At 59.8% G+C, this 21,690-nt stretch carries 15 protein-coding genes and 3 pseudogenes; 10 read left to right on the top strand and 8 right to left on the bottom strand.

Annotated features, from left to right (window positions below; genetic code table 11):
- Positions 1–573 precede the first annotated feature (573 nt).
- Complete coding sequence (locus tag J6497_RS13815) at positions 574–1,299, bottom strand: sensor histidine kinase (RefSeq protein WP_225704819.1); 726 nt, start codon at positions 1,297–1,299, stop codon at positions 574–576.
- 914 nt (positions 1,300–2,213) lie between these two features.
- Between J6497_RS13815 and J6497_RS13810 the strand changes: the two genes are divergently transcribed.
- From J6497_RS13810 to J6497_RS13790, 5 genes are all read left to right on the top strand, one after another.
- Positions 2,214–2,399, top strand: a complete 186-nt coding sequence (locus J6497_RS13810; protein WP_225704818.1) for a hypothetical protein — start codon at positions 2,214–2,216, stop codon at positions 2,397–2,399.
- A gap of 607 nt (positions 2,400–3,006) precedes the next feature.
- Positions 3,007–3,540 carry a cytochrome b gene (locus tag J6497_RS13805; RefSeq protein WP_225704817.1) on the top strand — a complete coding sequence of 178 codons (534 nt, stop codon included), beginning with the start codon at positions 3,007–3,009 and terminating at the stop codon, positions 3,538–3,540.
- A 302-nt stretch (positions 3,541–3,842) separates the two neighbouring features.
- Positions 3,843–5,732: an AMP-binding protein gene (locus J6497_RS13800; RefSeq protein WP_225704816.1), complete on the top strand. Its 1,890-nt coding sequence runs from the start codon at positions 3,843–3,845 to the stop codon at positions 5,730–5,732.
- A 206-nt stretch (positions 5,733–5,938) separates the two neighbouring features.
- On the top strand, positions 5,939–6,307 hold the full coding sequence (locus J6497_RS13795) for a hypothetical protein (RefSeq protein WP_225704815.1): 369 nt from the start codon (positions 5,939–5,941) through the stop codon (positions 6,305–6,307).
- A gap of 79 nt (positions 6,308–6,386) precedes the next feature.
- Entirely contained in the window at positions 6,387–7,166 is a 780-nt protein-coding gene (locus tag J6497_RS13790; protein ID WP_225704814.1) for an outer membrane protein, read from the top strand.
- Positions 7,167–7,871: 705 nt separating this feature from the next.
- Here the strand turns inward: J6497_RS13790 and J6497_RS13785 are convergent.
- From J6497_RS13785 to J6497_RS13765, 5 genes and pseudogenes are all read right to left on the bottom strand, one after another.
- Positions 7,872–8,390: a hypothetical protein gene (locus J6497_RS13785; protein WP_225704813.1), complete on the bottom strand. Its 519-nt coding sequence runs from the start codon at positions 8,388–8,390 to the stop codon at positions 7,872–7,874.
- Positions 8,391–10,050: 1,660 nt separating this feature from the next.
- Entirely contained in the window at positions 10,051–11,028 is a 978-nt protein-coding gene (gene hemC, locus J6497_RS13780; protein WP_225704812.1) for a hydroxymethylbilane synthase, read from the bottom strand.
- Positions 11,029–11,759: 731 nt separating this feature from the next.
- Positions 11,760–12,293, bottom strand: a complete 534-nt coding sequence (locus J6497_RS13775) for a DUF1993 domain-containing protein (protein WP_225704811.1) — start codon at positions 12,291–12,293, stop codon at positions 11,760–11,762.
- Between the two features lie 797 nt (positions 12,294–13,090).
- A pseudogene (locus J6497_RS13770) lies at positions 13,091–14,318 on the bottom strand (IS256 family transposase).
- Between the two features lie 172 nt (positions 14,319–14,490).
- Positions 14,491–15,222: a sensor histidine kinase gene (locus J6497_RS13765; protein WP_225704810.1), complete on the bottom strand. Its 732-nt coding sequence runs from the start codon at positions 15,220–15,222 to the stop codon at positions 14,491–14,493.
- A 1,281-nt stretch (positions 15,223–16,503) separates the two neighbouring features.
- Between J6497_RS13765 and J6497_RS13755 the strand changes: the two genes are divergently transcribed.
- On the top strand, positions 16,504–16,839 hold the full coding sequence (locus J6497_RS13755; protein ID WP_225704809.1) for a hypothetical protein: 336 nt from the start codon (positions 16,504–16,506) through the stop codon (positions 16,837–16,839).
- A gap of 160 nt (positions 16,840–16,999) precedes the next feature.
- Positions 17,000–17,359 carry a hypothetical protein gene (locus J6497_RS13750; protein ID WP_225704808.1) on the top strand — a complete coding sequence of 120 codons (360 nt, stop codon included), beginning with the start codon at positions 17,000–17,002 and terminating at the stop codon, positions 17,357–17,359.
- Positions 17,360–17,520: 161 nt separating this feature from the next.
- On the opposite strand, the pseudogene J6497_RS41940 reads toward J6497_RS13750, so the two are convergent.
- Positions 17,521–17,655, bottom strand: a pseudogene (locus tag J6497_RS41940) (IS630 family transposase); the annotation flags it as partial.
- A 641-nt stretch (positions 17,656–18,296) separates the two neighbouring features.
- Here J6497_RS41940 and J6497_RS13745 point away from each other — a divergent pair.
- Both J6497_RS13745 and J6497_RS13740 read left to right on the top strand, forming a co-directional pair.
- Positions 18,297–18,593 (top strand): annotated as a pseudogene (locus J6497_RS13745) (efflux RND transporter periplasmic adaptor subunit); the annotation flags it as partial.
- Positions 18,594–18,796: 203 nt separating this feature from the next.
- Complete coding sequence (locus J6497_RS13740; protein WP_225704807.1) at positions 18,797–20,077, top strand: lactonase family protein; 1,281 nt, start codon at positions 18,797–18,799, stop codon at positions 20,075–20,077.
- Between the two features lie 353 nt (positions 20,078–20,430).
- Here J6497_RS13740 and J6497_RS41935 read toward each other — a convergent pair whose 3' ends face one another.
- Positions 20,431–20,955, bottom strand: a complete 525-nt coding sequence (locus J6497_RS41935) for a DUF2933 domain-containing protein (RefSeq protein ID WP_376708204.1) — start codon at positions 20,953–20,955, stop codon at positions 20,431–20,433.
- A 369-nt stretch (positions 20,956–21,324) separates the two neighbouring features.
- On the opposite strand from J6497_RS41935, the gene J6497_RS13730 reads away from it, so the two are divergent.
- On the top strand, positions 21,325–21,690 hold a 366-nt coding region (locus tag J6497_RS13730), incomplete at its 3' end, for a redoxin domain-containing protein (protein WP_225704806.1).

Raw genomic sequence — 21,690 nt, 5'->3', positions numbered from 1 at the left:
GACGCGCAAGACGCGGAAAGACGAATTACCTCTTGTCGGTCGGAGGGTGTAAGTGTGTCCATGGTCGAGGAGCGCCGATCTTCTGGCCTTCGTCCGGCTCTCTTCCATCTGACCGATCGCTGGTGCTCACCTTCAAGCGGATTAATGCCTTGCGAGAACGGCTTTGCGCAACGGGCGATCGAGATGATGCTCCACCGAAACGCACGTAACCCATCATACCGCACGAGCGCTTCGCGTACTGTACGGATGCCATCGTCGTCATCGATGATCGCGACCGAGGTTACACGGCTGCTCAATCGAGGGGCTGCATACCCGACAACTCTAGTGAACCGGCTGCCCTCCCACCTAGCCGCAGGCTCAGTCGGCGCTTATACATCGGAGGCGAACCGATTACGCTCGGGGCCCGCACTTGAGGTGAACACACTTCATACACCCGTCATTAGATTGGTTCACTTCGACTGAACTATCCTCAACGGCAGACGGTGACGTTGTTCGCAGCTGGGACGCCTAAGCTGCCTGCTTCGTAAGCAGATGGAAATACTGTAAGGCGCCCTGAGCGCTCCTGGCTCTTCCTCATAGCGGCAGCGCTAACCGGATAGTCAGGCCGCAGTCCTCATTCCTTTCTGCCCAAATCCGTCCACGATGCGCCTCTATGATGCGCTGGCTTATGAATAGGCCTAAACTCATTCGAGAGCCTCGTGTCGCGAAGAATGGATCGAACAAACGGCTCATATCGTTTGTGTTTGTTCCCGAGCCACCACCGCAATCGCGAAATGCCGTTAACACTTCGGCGTTGTCGGCACGGCACGATATTTCCAGCCTTCGCGGTCGGCCGGGCGCATCCTTCATCGCATCGATGGCGTTTTGCAGCAGGTTGAAAACGACCTGCTGTAGTCGCAAGCGATCTGCCCTCAACTCCGGCAACCCTTCATCGATATCGGCACGCACGGCAATGGATGACTTCTCCAACTCGTCACGAAACATGCCTAGTACTTCCAAAATGACGCCGTCGATCCTGATGAAGCTGAGGTTTGCCTGCGCCCCCTCCGCCAGCCCTTCCAATCCACCCACGATCGCAACACCCATCTTTCCGATGCACTGACGCCGAAGCATCGAATCATAAATTTCGTCGCGACTTGCCTCTGCGTGCCGCCTTAGCCGGATTTCTCGCGCGAGATCATCGGTTAATCGAAGGTTGGTTAGAACTGCGGCAGCCTGGATTGCAATGGCGCGAAAGCTTTCGATCGACGTTGCTCCGAAACTCCCGCCTCGATCCGCTTCTAGGTAGATCAGACCCACCGTGTCCCCTCGATACCTTAGAGGTATCCACAGGACGGAGAGGTCGATGCTGCTGCCATCGAACCTGGAAAGAACTTCGTTCCTCGAAATGGGGTCGGGCATGCTGGCGGCATGCTCAAGAGTCCCAAGGTCCAACGCAAACCGCGAGGACGAGAACCGAACATCCCTCACAGCGTTCTCGGCCCAGTTCGACGTGGCGAACGGTACGAACTGACCGTTCTCGTTGAATAGCACAGCCCCAGCTGACGCTCGTGACCGCTGAAGAGCGATCCCGAGGAGCGCCTTTGCAAGTTGTTCTCGGCTTCCCGCCTCGAGAAGGGCCAAGGTCGCGTTTTGCTCTTCCTCGACTCTTTCGCCCTGTACACTTATTGGCATCGCCAATTTGGTCTCGCAGGTTTTGCGCAACACATCATTGCTGAAGATGACTCATGAGAAGTTTCCAGGTGATCGAGCGATCTCGTCGGACTTTTCGTTGAGAGCGAAGTGTCTCGCATCCAGGATGTCACCATCCCAGAGTGCGAGCGCATGCTGAAATGAAGATTGGGAATGCTACCGATAAGGACTGGTTATGCACTTCCAGGAAACGCGGTACATCATGCATAAATGCGCGGTGACCAGCTCCAGAGAAGGAAGGTTCTCAGTCGCTGATCCTGGTAACTTGTCGATTTTGAGTCGCCAGGGAGCGTCCAGCGAAAATACCTAAGTCGACTCAACCATGATAGCGGAAAGGTCCGCCTTCCAGTTGCGCAGCCGTGCGATCTTCACAAAGGCATCGAGCGCAGGAGTGTAGCGGCGCCCCGCAATCACGAGTAATTGAACTAGCCATCGCAAGGGATCGCCCTAGATGCTCGAGCCACAACCAATGGCAATCGCATCATGTGTTCCGCAGTGAGCATGATGCTGAGGCCCGCCGTATGTTGCAGATGACTTTCGTGCCGACCGCGATGGACAATCTTCCGTCCATGGGTCTGAAGAAGATGAGCATCCAAAGCGGCTTCGACAAATCCGCAACCGACCCGTTCCAACCAGGTCACTCCGACGAGCTCATCGGCTGGGATCAACGTTTGCATTGTCAGTATGGGTCGGCGGCTGGTCCTTAGCGACACTGCAAGTACCCGTCGGTGATTGAGAGAAGCTGACCATCTGTCGTGGTTGTTAGCGAGGTTATGTTAACTCGCCCGCAACACGGCCTGATCGTAAGCGCTGTTCATTGGCCCCCCTTCGGACGGACGGGCAGCAGGACTGACGATGCATGCACTTGCCTGGTCCGCCCAAATTCGAATGTACGGTCAATCCCATGCGATCGGCGATAGCCCATCAGTGGCCGGCGGGTCAGTCGGGCCGCGATTGATGCAGGCCAAGTTCGGTATCCCGGCCGGCGATGTCGCTTAGCGTAGGGCCTCACGGTGAGGACTTCCGCCGCTTCTTCGGTTGTGAGCACGACGGAACGAAGCTAACCGGCAGGTGCTTTTTGGCGAATGCCCCCCAATCTCCTCGGCCGCTGCGATGATCATCTCCCTCTTGCGGCCCCGGTTGAAGAGTGCCGGACCCTCGGACACCGATTGAGGACCCTTGGGCAATGGGTTCGTCATAAGGTAAAGCTGGGCGGAAGGAGAACCGGCCAGCTTACCAAGCGCCCAAATCTCTGGCGACGCGCCGCCACCGTTCATCAACCGCTGCGGTGGCTTAAGATCGGAGATAATCGGTTTGCGCAGCACCTCCTCTCGCTACGGCGCTGGCGCCCAGGCCTTCCATTGGCTGACCGTCGTGTTGGTTCTCGCCGCCTATGTGCTGAGCAAGGGCGACCGCGATTCGCTCTATTCCGCCGCCGCGGACGGGCTCCGCAGGATTCACGAGGCGCTCGGGGTGCTCGTTTTCATTGTCGTCGTGCTGCGGCTGCTATGGGGGCTGATCGACAGCACGCCCGCGAAGCAGCCGATGCCACGATGGATGTCTGCGGCCGCGAAGCTGGTCCACTTCGCGCTTTATGCGCTCCTCATCGCAGTTCCGGCAACGGCCGTGCTCGGTACCTGGCTCGAGGGGATTCCCGTCACCCTTCCCGGATTCGACATCGCCCCCCAGATCGCGAAGGCGCATGGACTGGGGCAGCTGATCATGGAAATACACACCACCCTCGGCAACGCCATCCTCTGGGTTGCCGGCGTGCATGCAGCCGCGGCTCTCTTCCACCACTTCTATCTGCGCGACGAAGTCTTTCAGTCGATGGCTCCGGGCGGGTGAATGATTAGTCCGAGCTAGTGCGGCGAGGCGTTTTCCCTCTGAATCCGGCGAGGTGGCTCCGGCAGAATCACTCGGTCTCAGGTTGCGCTGCCCTTCAAGGAACGGTAGTTCCTTGAGACGGCTCACCGGCACAAGCCCATTTTGACCCACAAGCAACATCGCACCCCGAAATAGCGACTAGTGTCGGTTCTGGTGCGCGCAGTCTCTGTGCTACCAATGTAACACCATTCTCCCCGACCGAAATACAATCGCAATCTGCGCATGATAATCGCCTCATCGCGAAACTTGTGGCGCATAGCAGCATGAGCGGTCTCTCCGGTCGGCGCGCGGTGGCCGCGGTGCTGAGAAATCCGCCGTTTCGCAAAGTCGAATGGCTGGAGCGCGACATTGCGATCGAGCGGCGGTCCGACGGTGTGATCGTCTTGAAGTCGCGCATTCCGCTGCAGTCCTACCAGACGCACATCCCGGCCTCGCTCGCCAAATGGGCGAACGAGGCGCCGGAGCGTACCTGGCTGGCGCAGCGTACCGGCGCCGATCGGCAGTGGCGCCGGCTCTCCTATGGCGAAGCCAAGCGCACCGTCGATGCCCTGACGCAAGGCCTGCTCAATCTCGGGATTGAAGAAGGGCGTCCCATCGCGATCCTCTCCGGCAATTCGATCGAGCATGCGCTGATGACACAGGCGGCGATGCAAGCGCGGTTTCCGGCGGCCCCGGTTTCGCCGGCCTATTCGCTGATGAGCCAGGATCATCTCAAGCTCAAATATCTGTTCGAGCTGATCAAGCCGGCCGTGGTGATGGTGCAGGACGGACCGACCTTCGAGAAGGCGCTCACTGCGATCGATCTCACCCGCGTCACGGTCGTGCACGTTGCGCGGCCCTGCGAGGGTATCAAGAGCGTCAGCTTTGCTGATCTCGCCGCGACGCCGGTCACAAAAGACGTCGAGGACTCGATCGCAGAGATCACGCCGAAGACGATCGGCAAGCTGTTGTTCACCTCCGGCTCGACCGGCATGCCCAAGGCCGTCATAAACACGCAGGAGATGATGTGCGCCAATGCGGCGATGCTGATGCAGGTGCAGCCGCGTGATCCGAACGGGCCGCTCCCGACCGTGCTCGATTGGATGCCGTGGAACCACACCATGGGCGGCAACGCAACATTCAACCCGGTTCTGATCGACGGCGGCACGCTCTATATCGATGACGGTCGGCCGATGCCGGGCCAGTTCGATGAGACTGTGCGTAATTTGCGTGAGATCTCGCCGACCTATTACATGAACGTGCCAGCGGGCTATGCCGTGCTGGCGGCGGAGATGGAGAAGGACGACGCGGTCTGCCGCAGCTTCTTCCGGAATCTCACCGTGATGGCCTATGCCGGCGCGCGGCTGCCGAATGATCTCTACGACCGCATGCAAGCGCTCGCGGTGCGCACGACCGGCGAGCGCATCGTTTTTTACACCGGCTGGGGCTCGACCGAGACCGCGCCGGGCTCGGCCGGCACCTATTGGGAGACCGAGCGCGTCGGCCTGATCGGCCTGCCGTTCCCCGGCGTCGAACTAAAAATGGTGCCCTGCGGATCGCAATATGAACTGCGCCTGCGCGGCGTCAACGTCACGCCCGGCTATCTCGGTCAGCCCGATCTGACAAGGGCGGCGTTCGACGAGGAGGGATTCTATTGCATCGGCGATGCCGGTGTGTTCGTCGATCCCGAAGATCCGTCGCAAGGGCTGATCTTCTCCGGCCGCGTGGTGGAGGATTTCAAGCTCACGACCGGAACCTTTGTCCATGTTGGTTCACTGCGCACCGACGCAATCGCCGCGGCGACACCTGTCGTGCAGGATGCGCTGGTGGCTGGGCACGATCGTCCCTTCATCGGGCTGCTGGCCTGGCCCAATCTCCACGCCTGCCGCCAGATAATGGGTAAGCCTGACGCGAGTTATGAAGAGGTCGTCAAGCATTCGGAAGTGATCGCTTGCCTGAAGCGCGGGCTGGAAGCGCACAACGCTTCCAGTTCCGGAGCCAGCAGCCTGCGGATCGCGCGGGCGATGCTGATGGTCGAACCGGCCTCGATTGACGGCAACGAACTCACCGATAAGGGCTACGTCAACCAGCGCGCCGGCCTCGAGCGTCGCGCCGCACTGGTGGAACGGCTTTATGCAGATCTTCCCGGCGACGACGTGATCGTACTGCAATGAAGCCAACGATGTTCCCACCATAAGTCATTCCGGAGCGGGCGATTAGTATTAGCGGTATAGTGGGGTTAGGCTGCTCGGCGCTGCGGTGCATGTCGGTGTGCCCGGTGATGCTCATAATTTCGAGCGCTGAGCAACCAGCCTCGGCCAGCCGACGACACGCTGTCTTGCGTAGGCAATGTGGCGACGATCGCGGCGGGAGGCCACCTGTGGCTGGTCGAGGAATCCTTAGTGAAAACCTGAAGCTGTTGGCTGAATTTCAAAAGGGGCGGCTTGGCCGCTCGCGGCTAGTTGATCGCTTTCTCTATAAGAACTATGCGTTTGAACAGTGGTTTAGCTTCCTCGAGTCTTTCGTGCTGGTCGCCCGAACTCTTGAAGGACAGATCGCGATCACGCCTCGCGGCCGAAGATTCCTGCGTTACATCATCGAAACACGGCTATACGACACAGAAGGCGGGTTGAGTGCTGGATTCACGTCACCGCTCCTCCTCCTGGCGCATGCGCGCGGCTCCGGACCGAAAAAACATCGGAGCGTTTTCAGGCGAGTGTACCTGCCCCGCAACAGCATTCCCGGTTGAAATAGCTATAGTTTGTGCAGCTACGAAATGGAATCGACGCAGCCATCAGGCGTTCGACTAACACGTTGGGGATCTGAACATGAAGAAATTGGCGCTCGCTGTGGCCACGGTTGCAGCACTGACGGGCTCAGCCTCGGCGGCTGATCTTGGCGCGCGGCCGTATACGAAGGCACCCCCGCCGGTTGCGCCAGCCTATAACTGGACCGGCTTCTACGTCTTCGGCGGCGGCGGCGGCGGTCTGTGGGATGCCGACAGCAATGTTCAAACCACCGTTGGCGGCATTCCGCTGACGCGCGACACGCGGCTCGGCGGCGACGGCTGGTTCGGCACCGTTGGTGTCGGCTATGACTGGCAGTTCAACGGCCGATGGGTTGCAGGCGTGTTCGCTGACGGCCAGTTCGGCAGTCTCCGCGGCTCGCTGACCGATCCGCTTAACGGTCTTGAGGGGCGCGAGAAGCTTCGGACCAGCTATGCGGCCGGCGTGCGCCTCGGCTACCTCGTTGCGCCGAACGTCTACTCCTACGTCAACGGCGGCTATTCAGGCTCTGAATGGTCCGGCACCGACATGCGCGACTTGGCCGGAACCCCGACCGGGATCACCACGCCGTCTTTCCGTCGTGACGGCTGGTTCGTCGGTGGCGGCGTCGAGAACAACCTCGACATCTTTGGCATCAGCGCACCCGGCTGGTTCATGAAGACCGAATATCGCTCCGCCTTCTACGACCGCATCTCCCTGCCGGAAAGCTTCGGTGGTGCGCCGACGGGAATTTCGACCACCTTCAAGCCTTGGGTGCAGACGATCAGCACCTCGATCGTGTACCGCTTCAACTGGGGCGCCCCGGTCGTCGGCAGGTACTAATCTCGTACCTCTGCCAAATCGGCAGGCAGAAGCCCCGGCATCGTCCGGGGCTTTTTGCATTTGCGGCTCGCGGGCGCTGTCGCACTGACAAGGCTGCAAGGGCTCTAAGACATACGGGTTTGGCAAAAACTCCCCCAAATCGACATCTTCCCCCAAGCTTCGCCGCCTTGGAAACATATTCGGTCGCGACGTGCTCGCGGTGCTCGGCTAGGTCGCGCTCCAGGCCACTGGCCTTGATGGCAGCGACTGGGCCGCAAGCTCGGGCGTGGCCTCGATCACTTCTGCAAGGAAGGGGCGAAGCTGGTCCCGCCGCCGACAGATGATGATGCCTACGAGAACGAAGCCTACAAGGCTGTGGGCGCTCAAGCAGCAACGCAAGGGATGATCGGCCCCCAGATCAGCCGACGATAGCTCGCATGGATCCTGCGAGCTTCGATGCCCTCGCTTCACGCGAGGCCTATCCCCGCTTCCGCATTTCTCGCTTTGGCGTCGGGTTGTCGCGCAGCCACTCATCGCCGTATCGTGCGCTCAAGGGCGGCCCATGTGCGGTACTCGCCAATTTTCCGTTTCTTGTCGTATCGTTCGTACAAGGCCAGCACGCTGCCACACCTGCGCACCATCAACGCAAGGTGCAGCGCATAGTTACGAATATCCCGTTTCCGTGCGGTCTATGGACCGAGCGTAGTGCACATCAGCAGCGAGACGCTACCGTCCGTCGTCCTGCCACGGCATCGTCGGCAGTGACGGTACCCGCCGCCTGCATGGCCGCCGCTCGACAGTTATAGGTTTCGGCAGCTTCACCGGCGTCGGCTGCCGCCGCTTTTCAGGACGCGACACCGTGCCGGTCGATCCAGTGCTACTAGCACTGGGTTTCCCGCCATCGCTGCTCTTGGCCTTGCTCTCGAAGGTGCGATGCGGCTTCACCTCGCGCACCAGCTCTGCCAGCCGCTTGGCCTCGACCTCATCAATGCTGCGCCAGCAGTTCGAGAGCCTGAACACATTGCTGCCGCGTGGCCCGCGTTCGATCTCGATCAGGCCGAGATTGACGAGCATCGGCAACGCTCGCGACACCACCTTCTGCGTGATGCAGTGATCCAGCCTGAAGGCGAGGTAGGACACGCTCGCGCTGTCGCCGCCGCCGATCGCCTGCTCGATCGCAGCGAGCGCCTGGCGCGCACTGCACGGCAGCATCCGATAGGCCGGTGAGTTCTCCCGATCTGTCATGTCGCCTCTCTCGATCGTTGGCGGTTCAAGTGGCCACACTGGCCAGTTGATTTCCGGTTACAGCGCCAGCCACCGAGCCGCCAGTGCGACCATGACGACGACCGCCGCGACGAAGATCAGCGCTTGAGCGTTTGACATGCGCCACATCGGGCACCGCCATTGTGTGCGATACGGTACATAATTTACGCCGGTGTGATGAACTGCAAATATCTTTATACCGCGCGGTCCCCGTATTTCCTCACACTCACCAAAGGACCCAAGAAGCCGATTGGGACGCGGTCGCCCCTAACTCCTGCCGTACTGATCTTGATCGTAGGCCTGAAGGATGCGGACAAAATCGGCCATGCTGGATCGGTCCCGATTGCCGGCTATAGCCGCAACCTGAGTATTGGACGCGGACTGGCTCCGTTGCCAAAACCGCATTAGGAGATCGGCGATGTTTTTCATGGCGTACTCTCCGCAGCCAACTGTGGCAGTAGACACTAATTACTGGAGCGGCAACGTGCGACTCGATCAAGGGAAAGGCCGGCGGGCGCTACGCCGCCGACCTTGTCCTGCAACTGCCTGCTCGTGGCCGGTTCCGTTGCCTTTCACTCCGCATTCATTAGGTAGCACCGAGCACTTGGTTGACGCCATTGCGCGCGGGTATGAAGTGATCGTACTGAGGTACGCTCCGGCTAGTGAATGGGTATAAGTCGACTAGACGTCGGTTTAGTCCTAGGGGACACACAAAAAGAAAGGCCGCCTGCGTTGCCACAAGCGGCCCAAGTCTAGGGAAACGCCCAAGGAGGGCGGCGATAGCGGGTCACGGGGGGAGCTGAGGGTCGCTACCGCATACGCTATCTAAGATGATTGCGATCAGCGGCTCAATTGAACGTCGGTAAACGTCCGGCATCTAAACGGGTAACGGACCGATACGAAGGTTTATAGCGCTGGCCATCCCGCCCGCGCTCTTGCGCCTCCCCTTGGATGCTCCCGGGGCGAGGGCAACGGTTTTGACAACGGGTGTACGTTGCCGCTGCTAAGAAGCAGGCGCGCGGTGGCAGCTTCGGCGCGGCGGCGCTCGTCATCGCATCGTGCCTTGTCGCTGCGCTCTCGCGTATCGAACCCGGTCAATCGATAGACGGTGCCGTTCATGCGCACGGTATCGCCGTCGATCGCCTCGATTGGACCAGTTGGCTGTGGGGCGGGGCGAATGATTTCGACGTTAGCCGCTTGCTGACCGGGACTGCTGCGCCAGGGCGCACACACGATCCCCCAAACGTGTAGTGCAGTCACGCAAATTTTGGTGACTGCATGGACCGCCGTGGCCAAGATTGCCCGGCTGCGCCTATGCGCGCGGCTGCTGTCAGACGGCGGTCAATGGACGGCCTCACTGTTGGCGGAAGGAACTGGCGCTTGCCGTAACGAACTGTTCAATAGCTCTCGCAAGGCAATCAAACTGTCCACACGCACGACGCTCAATCCTATTCGAATCGAGTAGCGGACCTGCTTTGGGCGAACGTTCGTGCATGTGAGCGTCATGAGGGGACCAGGTCCCGATGCCAGATTGATTTTTCCTATACAAAGCAACCGTAATTGCGAGCGAAGCGAAGCAATCCCGAGCCTCACCTGTGACTCTGGAGTGCTTCGTCGCTTCGTTTCGCGCAATGACGCTCTATCACACCGGCCGGCCGCGTTCGATGATCTCGGCAGCGCCTCTAGCCAGCAGCTCCATTCCCACTGCGCGGCCGAGTTCGCGCGGGCGGCTTGCTCGGCCAACACGCGAGGCCTCGATGATCCGACTGCCCGCATGATCGAGCACGGATGCGGCGAGCTGCATCTCCGTGCCCATGACTTCCGCAAATCCCGCGATCGGCGAGTTACAATGGCCGTTGAGCACCCACAGCACCTCGCGCTCGGCGTCGGCGCACGCGTGGGTCGTCGCGTCGTCGATCGCTGACAGGATACGGCGCGTCTCGAAATCGCGCGCGGCGCATTCGACTGCGACGATCCCCTGCCCCACTGCCGGCAGCATCTCGGCAATCGAAAATTCGTATGCGATGCGGCTCGTAAGCCTGACGCGCTCGAGACCTGAGCGCGCCATGATCAACGCATCCGCAGGCCCCACCGCACCGCCATCTGGCAGCTTCTGCTTTGCGCCCTGGTCAAGCTTGCGCACGCGGCTGTCGGCGGCGCCGCGGAAATGGATGACCTCGATCTCCGGAAACAGCCGCCGCACATAGGCCGCGCGGCGGACGGAGTTAGTGCCGATCTCGAATCCCTTGCCACGCGTGCGTTTGAGCTCGTCGACCGACGTGCCCGGCCGCAGCACCAGGACGTCGCCGGGCGGATCGCGCGAGAGCGTCGCGCCGATCACAAGCCCGGGCGTGTCCTCATTGCCCGGCACGTCCTTAAGCGAATGCATCGCGGCGTGCAGCCTTCCGTTAAGCACCGCCTCGCGAATCTGCGCCACGAAGGCCCCGCCTTTGCCGCCATGCGGCAAGAGCTTGCTAACCTGGTCGATATCGCCCGTGGTCTCGAACTTGACGATTTCGACCTCGGTGCCGACGGCTTTCAGGCGTCGTGCGATTTCCTCAGTCTGGGCGATCGCCATTGCGCTTTTGCGCGTGCCGATCCGCAATCGATCCGATGCCATACGTATCCCATTCAAGGCCGCGGGCCTCACTCCGGCGCCTGTTCAGGCCTTCGAAACTGCGCGTGAGCTTTCTCAAATAGAATTAATGTTCTGGAAGATGTTTCGCCTCCGTCTAATCCGGCGAACAAGGGAGCCGGACGTGACAAAAAGGCTAGGCGTTAAAGCCTGATGCGCGAAATATGGCATTATTGACGCACCAATGGCAGAAACGGACAAGCCAACTTCGGCATCGGGTCCATTTTGCGGATGAACTTGGCTGTTGGCGGTTTTGAGACGAAGCTACCATGGACGCGGAACATGGCTCAGCTCTACTTCCATTGCTTGAACGGTCGCATTTCACCACACCGTGCACTGGCGGCTGCCGTCGGCTCCTGCGTTCCAGAAGCCGCGGACCGCCGAGGAGCCGAAGAACTGATGAGTCGGGGGGCGAGACTCGTTGCTAGGCTGATGGCGAGGCGAAGACGTCGGCTCCGCAGTGCCGGCGCATAATAGCGGTGGCGGCCTCTGCTCTGCACTGGGCGGTCGCAGCCGACGGCTCCCGCGCAGCACGCTGCAATTGCCTCCTGCGCCAGGGAGCTTATTCGAGCGCGGCCGATCCCCGCGCCTCTCAACTCGCTTACAGCAGCCTCGAATTCAACTTCGCCGATGACCTCTCGCAACTCGCTCACTATCGGCATCCCTTAAACTTGCTGTCCTGCCTTGAAGGGCTCGGCTCGCGCCGCGCCCTTCTCTCACGAGTAGTCACCGCCGCTCTGTTGAGTGAGGTTGCCTAGATAGTCGCGCTTCCCGATCTTCGCTCCAAGGTGCCTGAGGATCGCGTGCGCAATCGAGATGTGGAAGAAGAAGTCGGGCAGCACCAGGTGCCGGATGTAGTCGTCGCCGCCGAACCACCCGCGCACGATGGGCGGCGACAGCTCGTATGTGTGGGACTGGGCGCCGGCAATCTCGTCCGGCTGCACGTTTTGCAGGAAGCCGCGAGTCTCAAGGAGCCGTCCCTTCAATGCCGGATACATCATCGGGGTGTTGCGGGGCACTGGCCCGTCACGCTGCATCAGCTTCGCCATATGCGCGTCAACCTTGTTGCAGCTTACGGAGAACTGTTCTCCGAAAGTCAGCATGTCGGGTGCGAGCCGCTCGCCAAGGATCCTCCCAGGCTCAAACCCCTTGGTCCGCTCGAGCGCTTGGGCGTGATCGAGATAGTCGTCCATCACGTTCAGTCCATGCACCATGACAGGAACTGTGATGTCATAGACCGAGAAGGACACGCCGACCTCCATGCGCTCGTTTGTAGTCTGAATGTCGGTCAGACCCGAAAGGTCGCTTACCGCAACGACTGCTCACAATAAGCCCTTCAACTTTCCGGCTTGCCGCACCAGCTTGCCGGACTCGACATTGGCCAAACCGGCTCATGGCCGGATCGTCCCGGATGTCGCTTTCCACCGTCTGTCTCCCTCGCTCATCAGCCGACAAGTTAGCAGGCCCCTTAGCGATTGTCCGCCGGCCAAGGCCGCGACAAGCCGAGCGAGCCGTGTATCTGGACGAACGGCGACGGATTGTGGATTCCCGGCGCGATCCGAGGACTACCCTTCCGCCGCGGCGGCGTGGGCCCGCGGTACTCCCGTTTGGGCCATTGGAGGAAACGCGCGCTGATGCGCTATCTGACTGCGACGCTGTCCTAAAGCGGCGACAACCTCTTTCGCTCTGACGTCGACGGACTGTCCCGCCTTCAGACGGACTGTCCCGCCTTCAAAAGCCTGCAAGGTTGGCCAGGAATCGGGATGGACCGCGCCTGATCCTGGCAGTCGCCATTTTCCGGAAAGCCAGAGGAGGAGCAGTGATCGCTTTCTTCTTCCTTCCGGCCGGTCGGTCGCATCTCGTACGACTTCAAGTCGCCCGCATGAGGCTCAAAAACGAGAAGCGAATTGTGGCATGAGGAACATGACGCCATGAACCGCCCAGAAGAATGGCGAACTCTTTGTTCAATGCCCGCCGGCCCTGGTGCCGTCCGGGATATGGTTGGAATCCCAGGTGGCGTAATCTTCGACATCGTGAAGATATCTGATTACGCGGCGAGGTCAATTGGCTGATCGATGAGCTTGGCAGCGAGCGTTTTCCAGCCATCGACCTCGCGCATGTTGATTTGGCCGGAGGCGAGCAGTGCCCAGAACAACATGGCTCCGGTGTGCGCTGATGGCAGTTCGGTCTGCTTCTTGATCCGTCGCTTGAACTCCTCGTGCAACCGCTCGATGGCATTCGTGATGGGTGCGCTCTTCCACTGGCTCGGCGGCAGTCGCGTGAAGGTGAAGAGCCGGTCGCCGGCTTCCTGCGGGCTGTCGGCCACCGCACGATGCTTGAGCCGCCATCTGCGGTCAAAGGCCTTGCGGCGCACCTCGATCTCCTCGTACGTCGCTGCGTAGATCACGTCGTTGTAGTCGGCGGTGATCTCCTCATACGGGCTCTCGGGCGCATGCACCAACAGATTGCGGTGCTTGTGGACCGTGCAGCGCTATACTGGCACGCCATCCCACGCCACGGCGATCGCCGCCTCAAGCCTCGGCGCGCCATTGATGATGAGGAACTCCGGCCGCCGCAGCCCACGCCGGATGAGATCATCGAGCACGGCACACCGGGCTTCGGTGCTCCCGCCGCTACTCTTGATCGCGAGCAAGACTTTCCGACCGTCTGTACGCACGCCGATGAAGACCGGCAGCGAGATCGAGGTTGCCTTGCGGTCGAGCCGCACCCGGACCACGGTACCGTTAAGGATCAATCGCACGATCGGTTCTTCGGCCAGCGAACCGGCATTCCACCCACTCGCTCTTCACCTTGCGCCACATCCGACTCACCGTGTCCTTACCGACCGCGCCAGCGAACAGAGCGCTGAGCACACACGGCGCGTGTTGGTGCCGCTACGTAACAGCTGGCGATCATCGCGTCGGCGGCCAGCGTGCGGCGCTGGTAGGCCCGCAGCGATTGGCTCTTCCACTCGGTGGTCTTGCCGTCGGCAGTGTTGAGCCGCGCGCGCGGGACGGCGATCTCAATCGGCCCGAAGCTGCCAGTCAGCGACCGCAGCCGGCTGCCGTGCCGATGACCCGTAATGCGGCGCGCTCCCTCACGGCCGGCCTTCTTGCTGCGTTCGTACCGCGGGCGCGCAAGGCCGCATCGAGCTCGCTGCGGATCAATTCTTCAATTCCCGCGCTCGTTCCCGCACCGCTCGGATCGAACCAATCGCCGAAAAGCTGGGGGAGCCGTTTCTCCTTCGCACTGCGGATAATACGTCTTCGTGATATTGCTGGTCATGGCGTGGTCTCCGATCCGGCGCTCCAACGCCGGATGATTCGAGGGTGATCACCTCGGAGACTACCCCACCTTCAATTCCCAGCAATCCTGCGACGGGATCCTCTGGCATGCCTAAAATGACTTCGTGGTTCGAGACCGAGTAGCGACTTAAGCTGCTTCCATCTAGCTTTCGGCCGCAGCCGGTAAATAGAGCTTTATGCATGTGCCCTGTTGCGGCGTGCTGTGAACTTCAATGTGGCCGCGCGCCTGATCAACAAAATGGCGTATCATGGGAAGTCCAAGCCCGGTCCCAACACCTTGTGGCTTCGTCGTAAAGAATGGTTCGAATATCTTTTCCAGGACGTTGGAGGGAATGCCGCATCCAGAATCAGTCACGCATAGGGAAATATACTGTTGGCCATCGGCGCCTTTGGGCGAGTAAGTCCTGCCGGTCTCGATCGTAATGATACCTCCCTTGGGCATAGCGTCTCGGCTGTTTATCACAAGGTTTATGATCGCGCATTCGAACAGGTGAGAATCACATCGGATTCGAGTTGCTGAATCCGATAAAGCCAAGCGTAGCACGATTCCTTCTCCGACGACGCAGCGCAGCAGATCACTCATTGAAAGGAGAGCATCGTTAAGTTGAAATAGACTGTCTGATTGATGATGCGTTTTACGCGCAACGGTCATGAGACGATGCGCGAGCTTGCCGGCGCTAACCAACGACTGTTCCGCAACTTCTATGAGAGGACCGAGGTCAGACGTGCACCCCGCGGCAACGCGCGCGCGTATCAGGCTGAGGGCGCTGGCCATGCTCTGCAATCTATTATTGAAGTCGTGAGCGACCCCCCGTGCGAGTAGGCCGATCATATGCATGTCGTTGTCTCGCCGAAACGTCTCATGGAAATTCATGCAATTCGCGCCTCCGAGCGTCAGCAAACATTCGCGCCACCATTCGCCTACGGTCGTGCCTGCATGCTATGCAAGCGCTGTAGCTTGCCATCGTCCGGTGTGTGGCTCTTTTCACCGCGTTGTAACGTACCAGCGGTTCTGGCCGGATGCCCGTTAGAACCTATCGCAAGCTCCAAAAACGCTGTTGTCCAACGCTGTTGGAGAGACTGAGTACCACGACGGTCCACCACGATCTCATCCCGGCTGGTTATCGTTTGGATACCCGCTTTTTATGATCACGCTACGGCAGGAGTCCGCTATTCTTACACAGCGGCGGCGTGTGGCCGGTCGGAGTATAGCTGGCAGTGCTGGTGGTGACGCTTCGTCAACATGTGCGCGGTATGCGCAGACTTCGTCCAATGCCGGCCGCGTGATCATGGGGCGCCGAGGACGCGGATGCCGCGCCCCAAGCGTCTCGTGGTAGGAATTGAACAGGAACGTGAACCGCTCATCGAACGGCCTGTAGCCCTTCAGATGGGGCGAGAGAACCATCGCCTCAAAAAACCAGGTCGTGTGCGCGAGGAAGAATGCCCATCTTCGAGAGCATCCCTTGTAGATGCAAAAAGCCTTGTCACTGTCGCGGAGCTGACAATAGCGCTTGAAGGACGGTGTCTCGTCGTCCTTTATTGCGTTGTTTTTCACCACATAGAGTTCCGGATCGGCATTTGGTCATCCAGCTTTTCGATACTCCGAAATGATCCTCATCCGGATGTGTGGAAATGAATCGAACGACGCCCTTATCTTGGGACTCCGCCTTCCTTGATGATTACTTCCGCATTCTCATCGTTTAAGTCGCAATCAATGATCGAAAAATTATCCGAACTGTGCCGAACGTAGTACGTATCGCCGTTACCTACGGCAAAGCTCTTGATAATGGTCATCGAAATCTCTCGCTAGAAGGACACTCCAGCAGAGGTACTGCGCTCAGACGACCACATCGCTGACGGCCGGTGGTCGCCGTCTGACGTGTGGATGTCGTCGCAGCCAAGCCGACTGCGAATACGCGGTAGATGATGATCATGGGGTTTGCGCCCTCTGCCTGTAGCTATCCAAGCGCAAACGGCAAGGGGACGTTCGTCTTATGCTGTTCGGCACGGAATTCCTCGCTACGGCATCACGCGACGCGGCGGCAATAACGATCGTCTATCGACTCTATGGCAAGAGATGATTTCCCTCGCCGGCGTTGCAAGGTCAATCTTGTTGGGTGGTGGATAGTCATTTTTGACACGAACAGGAGCTACCATGAAGATTCAAGTCCCCAGCCTCGCGATCGCGCTCGCAATTGCTGTTCCTATCGCAGTGGCCGGCACGGCCAAATCGTCTGCTGCGCCGATCAATGGCACATCGATCAAGGCGGCGGTACCAGCCATGACGACGGACGTGCGCTATCGGGTGCGGCGGGATCGGGGGGCACGCGGCGTGCAACGCACGCCGAATGATTATCCCTACCCTTCGTACCGGGGCTACCCCACCTATAATTCGTACTGGGGCTATCCCGCCTATAATTCATATTGGCGTTATCCGACCTATTACTATCCCAGCTTCTCTTACGGCTGGGGTGACTACTACGGGTGGTGACGCCAAAGCTTGGCAGCGTGCGGCTCCCTCGAGCCGCCGCTAGCCAACATGTATTCGAGAGATTTTAGCGTTCGTAGCACCACCGGCGCGCGCGATCTCGACAGTCTTCGTCGTGAGATATTCCGACATACGCAGATCATTAGCCTTCGGAGACGATATCATGAAGCGGTTTCTGCTCGCGCTCGCAATGGTGGTGATGGGCTCGCTCCTCGTTACCAGTGCCGATGCAAGGTCTGCCTATGACGGCCCCTGGAGTCTCCTGTTCGTCACGCAATACGGCCCTTGTGATCCGACCTATAGTTTCTCTGTCAACATCACCAACGGGATCGTGACTCATCCCAATCTGGTGCATTTTAGAGGGCGCGTGGCTCGATCTGGCGCGGTTCGTGCCTCCGTGACCGTTCATGAGAAATATGCTTCCGGATCTGGCAGGCTCGTCGGCCCGTCAGGTCGCGGAACCTGGAGCGGCCATTCTGGCGGCGGGCGCTGCGCAGGCTACTGGATCGCCGAGCGCAACTGATCGGCCGGCGCAGCACCCAAGCGGGCTTCTCAACGTCTCTTGGCGGAGCCGGCGCCGATACCGGACGACTGCCCGCACCTAGCTTCCCGAGCTAAAACCGTGGACAAACTTCCGGAGAAGTGGCCGCTCGGGTCTCTGCTGCTCGCAGCATTTCGTGGACAATGCTGCACATAGCTGTGCGTCAGACATTCCGGTACGCCAGGCATCATCGGCAAGATCGGTTGCTCGCGATCGAGTGCCTGAATCTGGCTTTTCTCATCGATGCTGAGGACAAGGGCTCGGTTCGGTGGGGATAGGGCAACGCGGTGACGACGAACTTGCCTCTCTAAGTAAGCTCGCTCCTGCGGACTCAGCACGGCGCGATCGGCCGGCCTCTGACACCTTCATTCGCCACAGCCCCTCTCCTCTATCGAGTTTCGAGCTATCGTATAATGTGACGAACTTGCGTTCCAGATGACTGAATCGAGAAAATGCGTTTGAGTTATTCGTGTGGATCATGAATAGCCCACAGTGGCGCGCGCGCTTCTTGCCGTTCTCGTGCGCCATGTACGAACTTCTCTCGGGGCTCACTGCGCGAATTTCGCGGCACCAGTGGTGCAAGCCGCGACGGCATTGATTGCCGAATTCAGCGTCTGAACGCGGCTTAGAAGTCTCTGCAGAGTCAAAACGTCGGCTTCGCGTGCCATGCCGCTCGGGGCATTCCTCCGCTACGGCATCGGGCCGTGCGGCGAAGCGTCGATAACGATCGTTTATCGACTCCATGGCGAGAGGTGATTTCCCTCGCCGGCGTTGCAAAGTCATTCTCCAAAAGCATCGTCGTCCCGAAACTTGCGGCTCCGCGATCGACACGCGGAACACGATGGAAGAGTAAAAAGGCAGGGGGTCGATATGCAGAGTAATGACCTAATCGAAATCGTCACGCGATGGACACACTGACATTACGACCCGGCAGGACCTTGTCGCGGCAGCGGAGGATTGCAGCACGTCGGTCCCGGTGTTTCACTTCACACCGAGACTGCCCAAGATCTCTCCGACGGCGGCGCAGCCGGTCAAACGGACCGTCACCGACTGGGACGAGTTCACCGGTCGCTTCGAGGCGATCCAGGAGGTTCAGGTCCGTGCCCGTGTCGGCGGCTTCGTCAACAGCGTCGAGTTCAAGGACGGTGCGATCGTCCGCGCCGGCGATCTGCTCTACATCATCGATCCGCGCCTGTTCGAGGCGGCGACCGGGCAGATGACGACCGGCACGGTCAGTCATGGGTGGGTTGGTCCTGGTTCGATGTGGGCGGTCCTTTGAAGATGACGTCGACCGACTAGAAGACCGACAGCCCGTTATGCCACCTCCCGACCGACGCCTCGGATTGGATCTGCGTCCGGGGATATTTCACTTGAAGCAATAGGCCGTGCCCGCAAGCGGCACCAACATAGGAAAATTACATGGGCCGTCCGCGATCGTCGAATCTCATCTCTATCGCGCTCGTGCTGCTTCTCTTCGGGGCTCTCCGAGTAGACGCACTCGCTTCGGACCTCGTGGGTCATGTCTACATGCAGACCAATGAGACCCAGAACCGCATCATGCACTTCGGTCGCAATGAGGACGGGCAACTCGAACTACGCGAGAGTATCCCTACCGGGGGCGCTGGCTCCGGCGTCTTCAAGCCGATCAGCGGTCAGGAGAGCGCGCCCAACGCATTCGAGGGCGCTGGTAGTGTGATCCTAGCCGAATCCAACACCCTGCTGTTCACGACGAACGGCGGCGACAACAGCGTGACGAGCTTCCGAGTGGGTCCAGACGGCAAGCTGACTGTGATCGATCGGCAATCGACTGGTGAGCCCGTAACCGGGCGCACCGGAACGGCCAAGTCGCTCGCCTATCGACCCCAAAGCCGAACACTATACGTACTCCATGCCTTCGGCCCCAACCACCTTCGCTCCTACACAGTCGCCGAAGATGGCAAGCTGAACCTGCGCCCGGAGCGCCATTCGGTAAACACCGCGACAAAGACCGATCGGGTGTCGTCACAAGCGGTTCTGTCGCCCGACGGCCGCTTCCTGCTGGTCGATATCCTCTTCGACGCTCGTCCAGCCGCCAATCCGGACGGGTCGCCAAATCTGGTCGTGGCGAACGCCCCCGATCCAGACGGGCTCGTGATATTCCCGGTGCGCGACGACGGTGCGCTCGACGAGGCTTTGTTTGCCGATGCCGGCGGCGCGGGGCCATTCTACATGGTCTTCATCAACCAGAGTCGTGATACCTTCCTCAACGGTGTCGCGGCAGGGGACGGTGTGCTAGTGAGCCGCATTGATGGCAAGGGTCGCGTGACCAATGGCCCGTTGGCCCCAATCGATACCTCGCTCGGGAAGCCGTCCGAGCTCTGCTGGCTGCAGGTGACCTCTGACAACTCGCTCGTGCTCGCGACCAATTTCGGCTACGGAACGGTCTCGACCTACCGGCTGGTAGCGGGCGGATTGAGCCTTCTCCAGGATCCGGCCAACAACGCGATACCGGGCGACGGTACCTTCCGCGCCGTGAACGGACTCGTCAGCAGCGGACCCAGCGACAGCTGGCTGACTCCCGACGACCAGTACTTTTATCAGATCTTTGGAAATGCCTCGGTGCTTGTCAGCTACCGCCTCGACAAGACGAGCGGCCGACTGACGGAGATTGGTCGAAACCCAATTCCCTACAATAGCCCCCAGGGTCTTGCGGGATTCTAGGCGTCCAGCGACGGAGCGCGATCGACCAGGCAAGATCCAGCTTTTCCCACTGTGATCAGGTCCGGCGGACGCCCTCCGGTCACCATCGTCGCCTTGCCGAGCAAATCGGTCAATCGCGGAGATATCATGCCGCGCTTGACGCATACGATCAGAGGCCAGCCTCGCCTATCTTGTGTGACACTCCGGAATGGAACGAGGAGTTCTTGCCGACACAGGTGTCGACCGAGCTTACTCTAATGACCATGGTTGAGCCCAGACGCGCTGGACCTGGCATTGTGTCTCCTCGCGTCCGCGCCGTCCGCCAATAAGGGCCGCGCGGTTACCTGCGAGTCCAGCTAATCTCTTTTCCGCGATTATCGTTTATAATCCCATCTTTCATGCCCGCGCCGCCGCAAAAGCCCACCAGGGTCTCCGGGCAAGTTTAGCTTTGACTGTCCCATGGGAATGTTCCGCGGCAAGCTGGTGGTAGAGTAAATCCGCAGCAAGATCGGCGTTCTATTCGGCTGGCGAGGCGGCAGATCCTGCGCATCATCGCGGCTTTGATACTGAGCGCGCGATCGACTGCGTCGTTTCGCTAATCCAGGGTAACTGGAATTCGACGATTTCGTCAGCCAACTCGCGGACTCGGTGTCAGCGCTCTGCGCCATGACGCATCGCATAGTTTTCCCAAATTGTTGAGCCAGATCAAGTTCAGCGCAGGCGGCGACGATAGCGTGCAGCGATTCATTCTGCTGGTCATAGCCGTCGCGATGACCATGGCCACCGTGACTGCCATGCATAAAGAAGTGCATCAGTGGACAAGCCAAGAGAGGAAGCCAAATGAGGGCCCCGGCACGTGAGCGCGATGCTCGGTGAAGAGCAACGCGCCGGCGATCAATGCAAATCCAAGAAGCACGATTCTAGCGCGGAACTTCAGCGATAGCCCCCCGCGGACTCTATCCCTGATGTCCGAAATGGTCCTGCACCGACACAAGCATCTCCTCCTCATCCTGTCGTTCGGTATGCCGGAGCACGGGCGTGGTGACTATAAGAGTCATCGATCGCGGCCTCCTCTACGGAAGCGGCGCCTAGTGCTTCGTGTGCGCCGTGGCTCATCGCGATATTTGGGGCCGCCGACTATTCCTAACGATTATTCGTCAACGACTACCATTCCAAAGTTGAATTTTCGTTTTCCAGAACGCACGGTCACCATGCAAGAAACATACGCGGACAGGTGCCGCGAGGGGCACCGTTGGGGGAGAACTAGAATGAATGACGAAGTTTTGAACGGGCGCCCGCTCAGTACGCCGATCGAAGCCTCCGCGGAGACCTTGAGCGGCTTTCGTCCGCTGGACATCCAAACCGACCGGCTGCTTTCATCATGGCTGCGAGAGGCGTGCGTTCCTGACGTCGCCCTGAAGGCGAACGAACCTGCCCCCGATTTCCTTCTCCCTGAGGCAAATGGAAAGCTCGTTTCATCTTTGGAATTGCGACAAACTGCGCCGTTGATCGTTACCTTCGTTTACGGGACTTGGTCCCCGTTGTGCGCAGCTGGACTACGCGCTCTTCACGGAGCCACCCCTAGTATCCGCGCTGCCGGCGCCAGAGCAATTGCCATAACGCCCGAGACCGGA

Source organism: Bradyrhizobium cenepequi (genome assembly GCF_020329485.1).
Classification (GTDB): domain Bacteria; phylum Pseudomonadota; class Alphaproteobacteria; order Rhizobiales; family Xanthobacteraceae; genus Bradyrhizobium; species Bradyrhizobium cenepequi.
This window is presented reverse-complemented; position numbering and strand designations above follow the sequence as displayed.

Coding starts and splice junctions, on each gene's coding strand:
- J6497_RS13810 (WP_225704818.1), top strand. CDS start 2,214: ATGTTGCAGATGACTTTCGTGCCGACCGCGATGGACAATCTTCCGTCC.
- J6497_RS13800 (WP_225704816.1), top strand. CDS start 3,843: ATGAGCGGTCTCTCCGGTCGGCGCGCGGTGGCCGCGGTGCTGAGAAAT.
- J6497_RS13790 (WP_225704814.1), top strand. CDS start 6,387: ATGAAGAAATTGGCGCTCGCTGTGGCCACGGTTGCAGCACTGACGGGC.
- J6497_RS13785 (WP_225704813.1), bottom strand. CDS start 8,390: ATGACAGATCGGGAGAACTCACCGGCCTATCGGATGCTGCCGTGCAGT.
- hemC (WP_225704812.1), bottom strand. CDS start 11,028: ATGGCATCGGATCGATTGCGGATCGGCACGCGCAAAAGCGCAATGGCG.
- J6497_RS13765 (WP_225704810.1), bottom strand. CDS start 15,222: ATGAATTTCCATGAGACGTTTCGGCGAGACAACGACATGCATATGATC.
- J6497_RS13755 (WP_225704809.1), top strand. CDS start 16,504: ATGAAGATTCAAGTCCCCAGCCTCGCGATCGCGCTCGCAATTGCTGTT.
- J6497_RS13750 (WP_225704808.1), top strand. CDS start 17,000: ATGAAGCGGTTTCTGCTCGCGCTCGCAATGGTGGTGATGGGCTCGCTC.
- J6497_RS13740 (WP_225704807.1), top strand. CDS start 18,797: ATGGGCCGTCCGCGATCGTCGAATCTCATCTCTATCGCGCTCGTGCTG.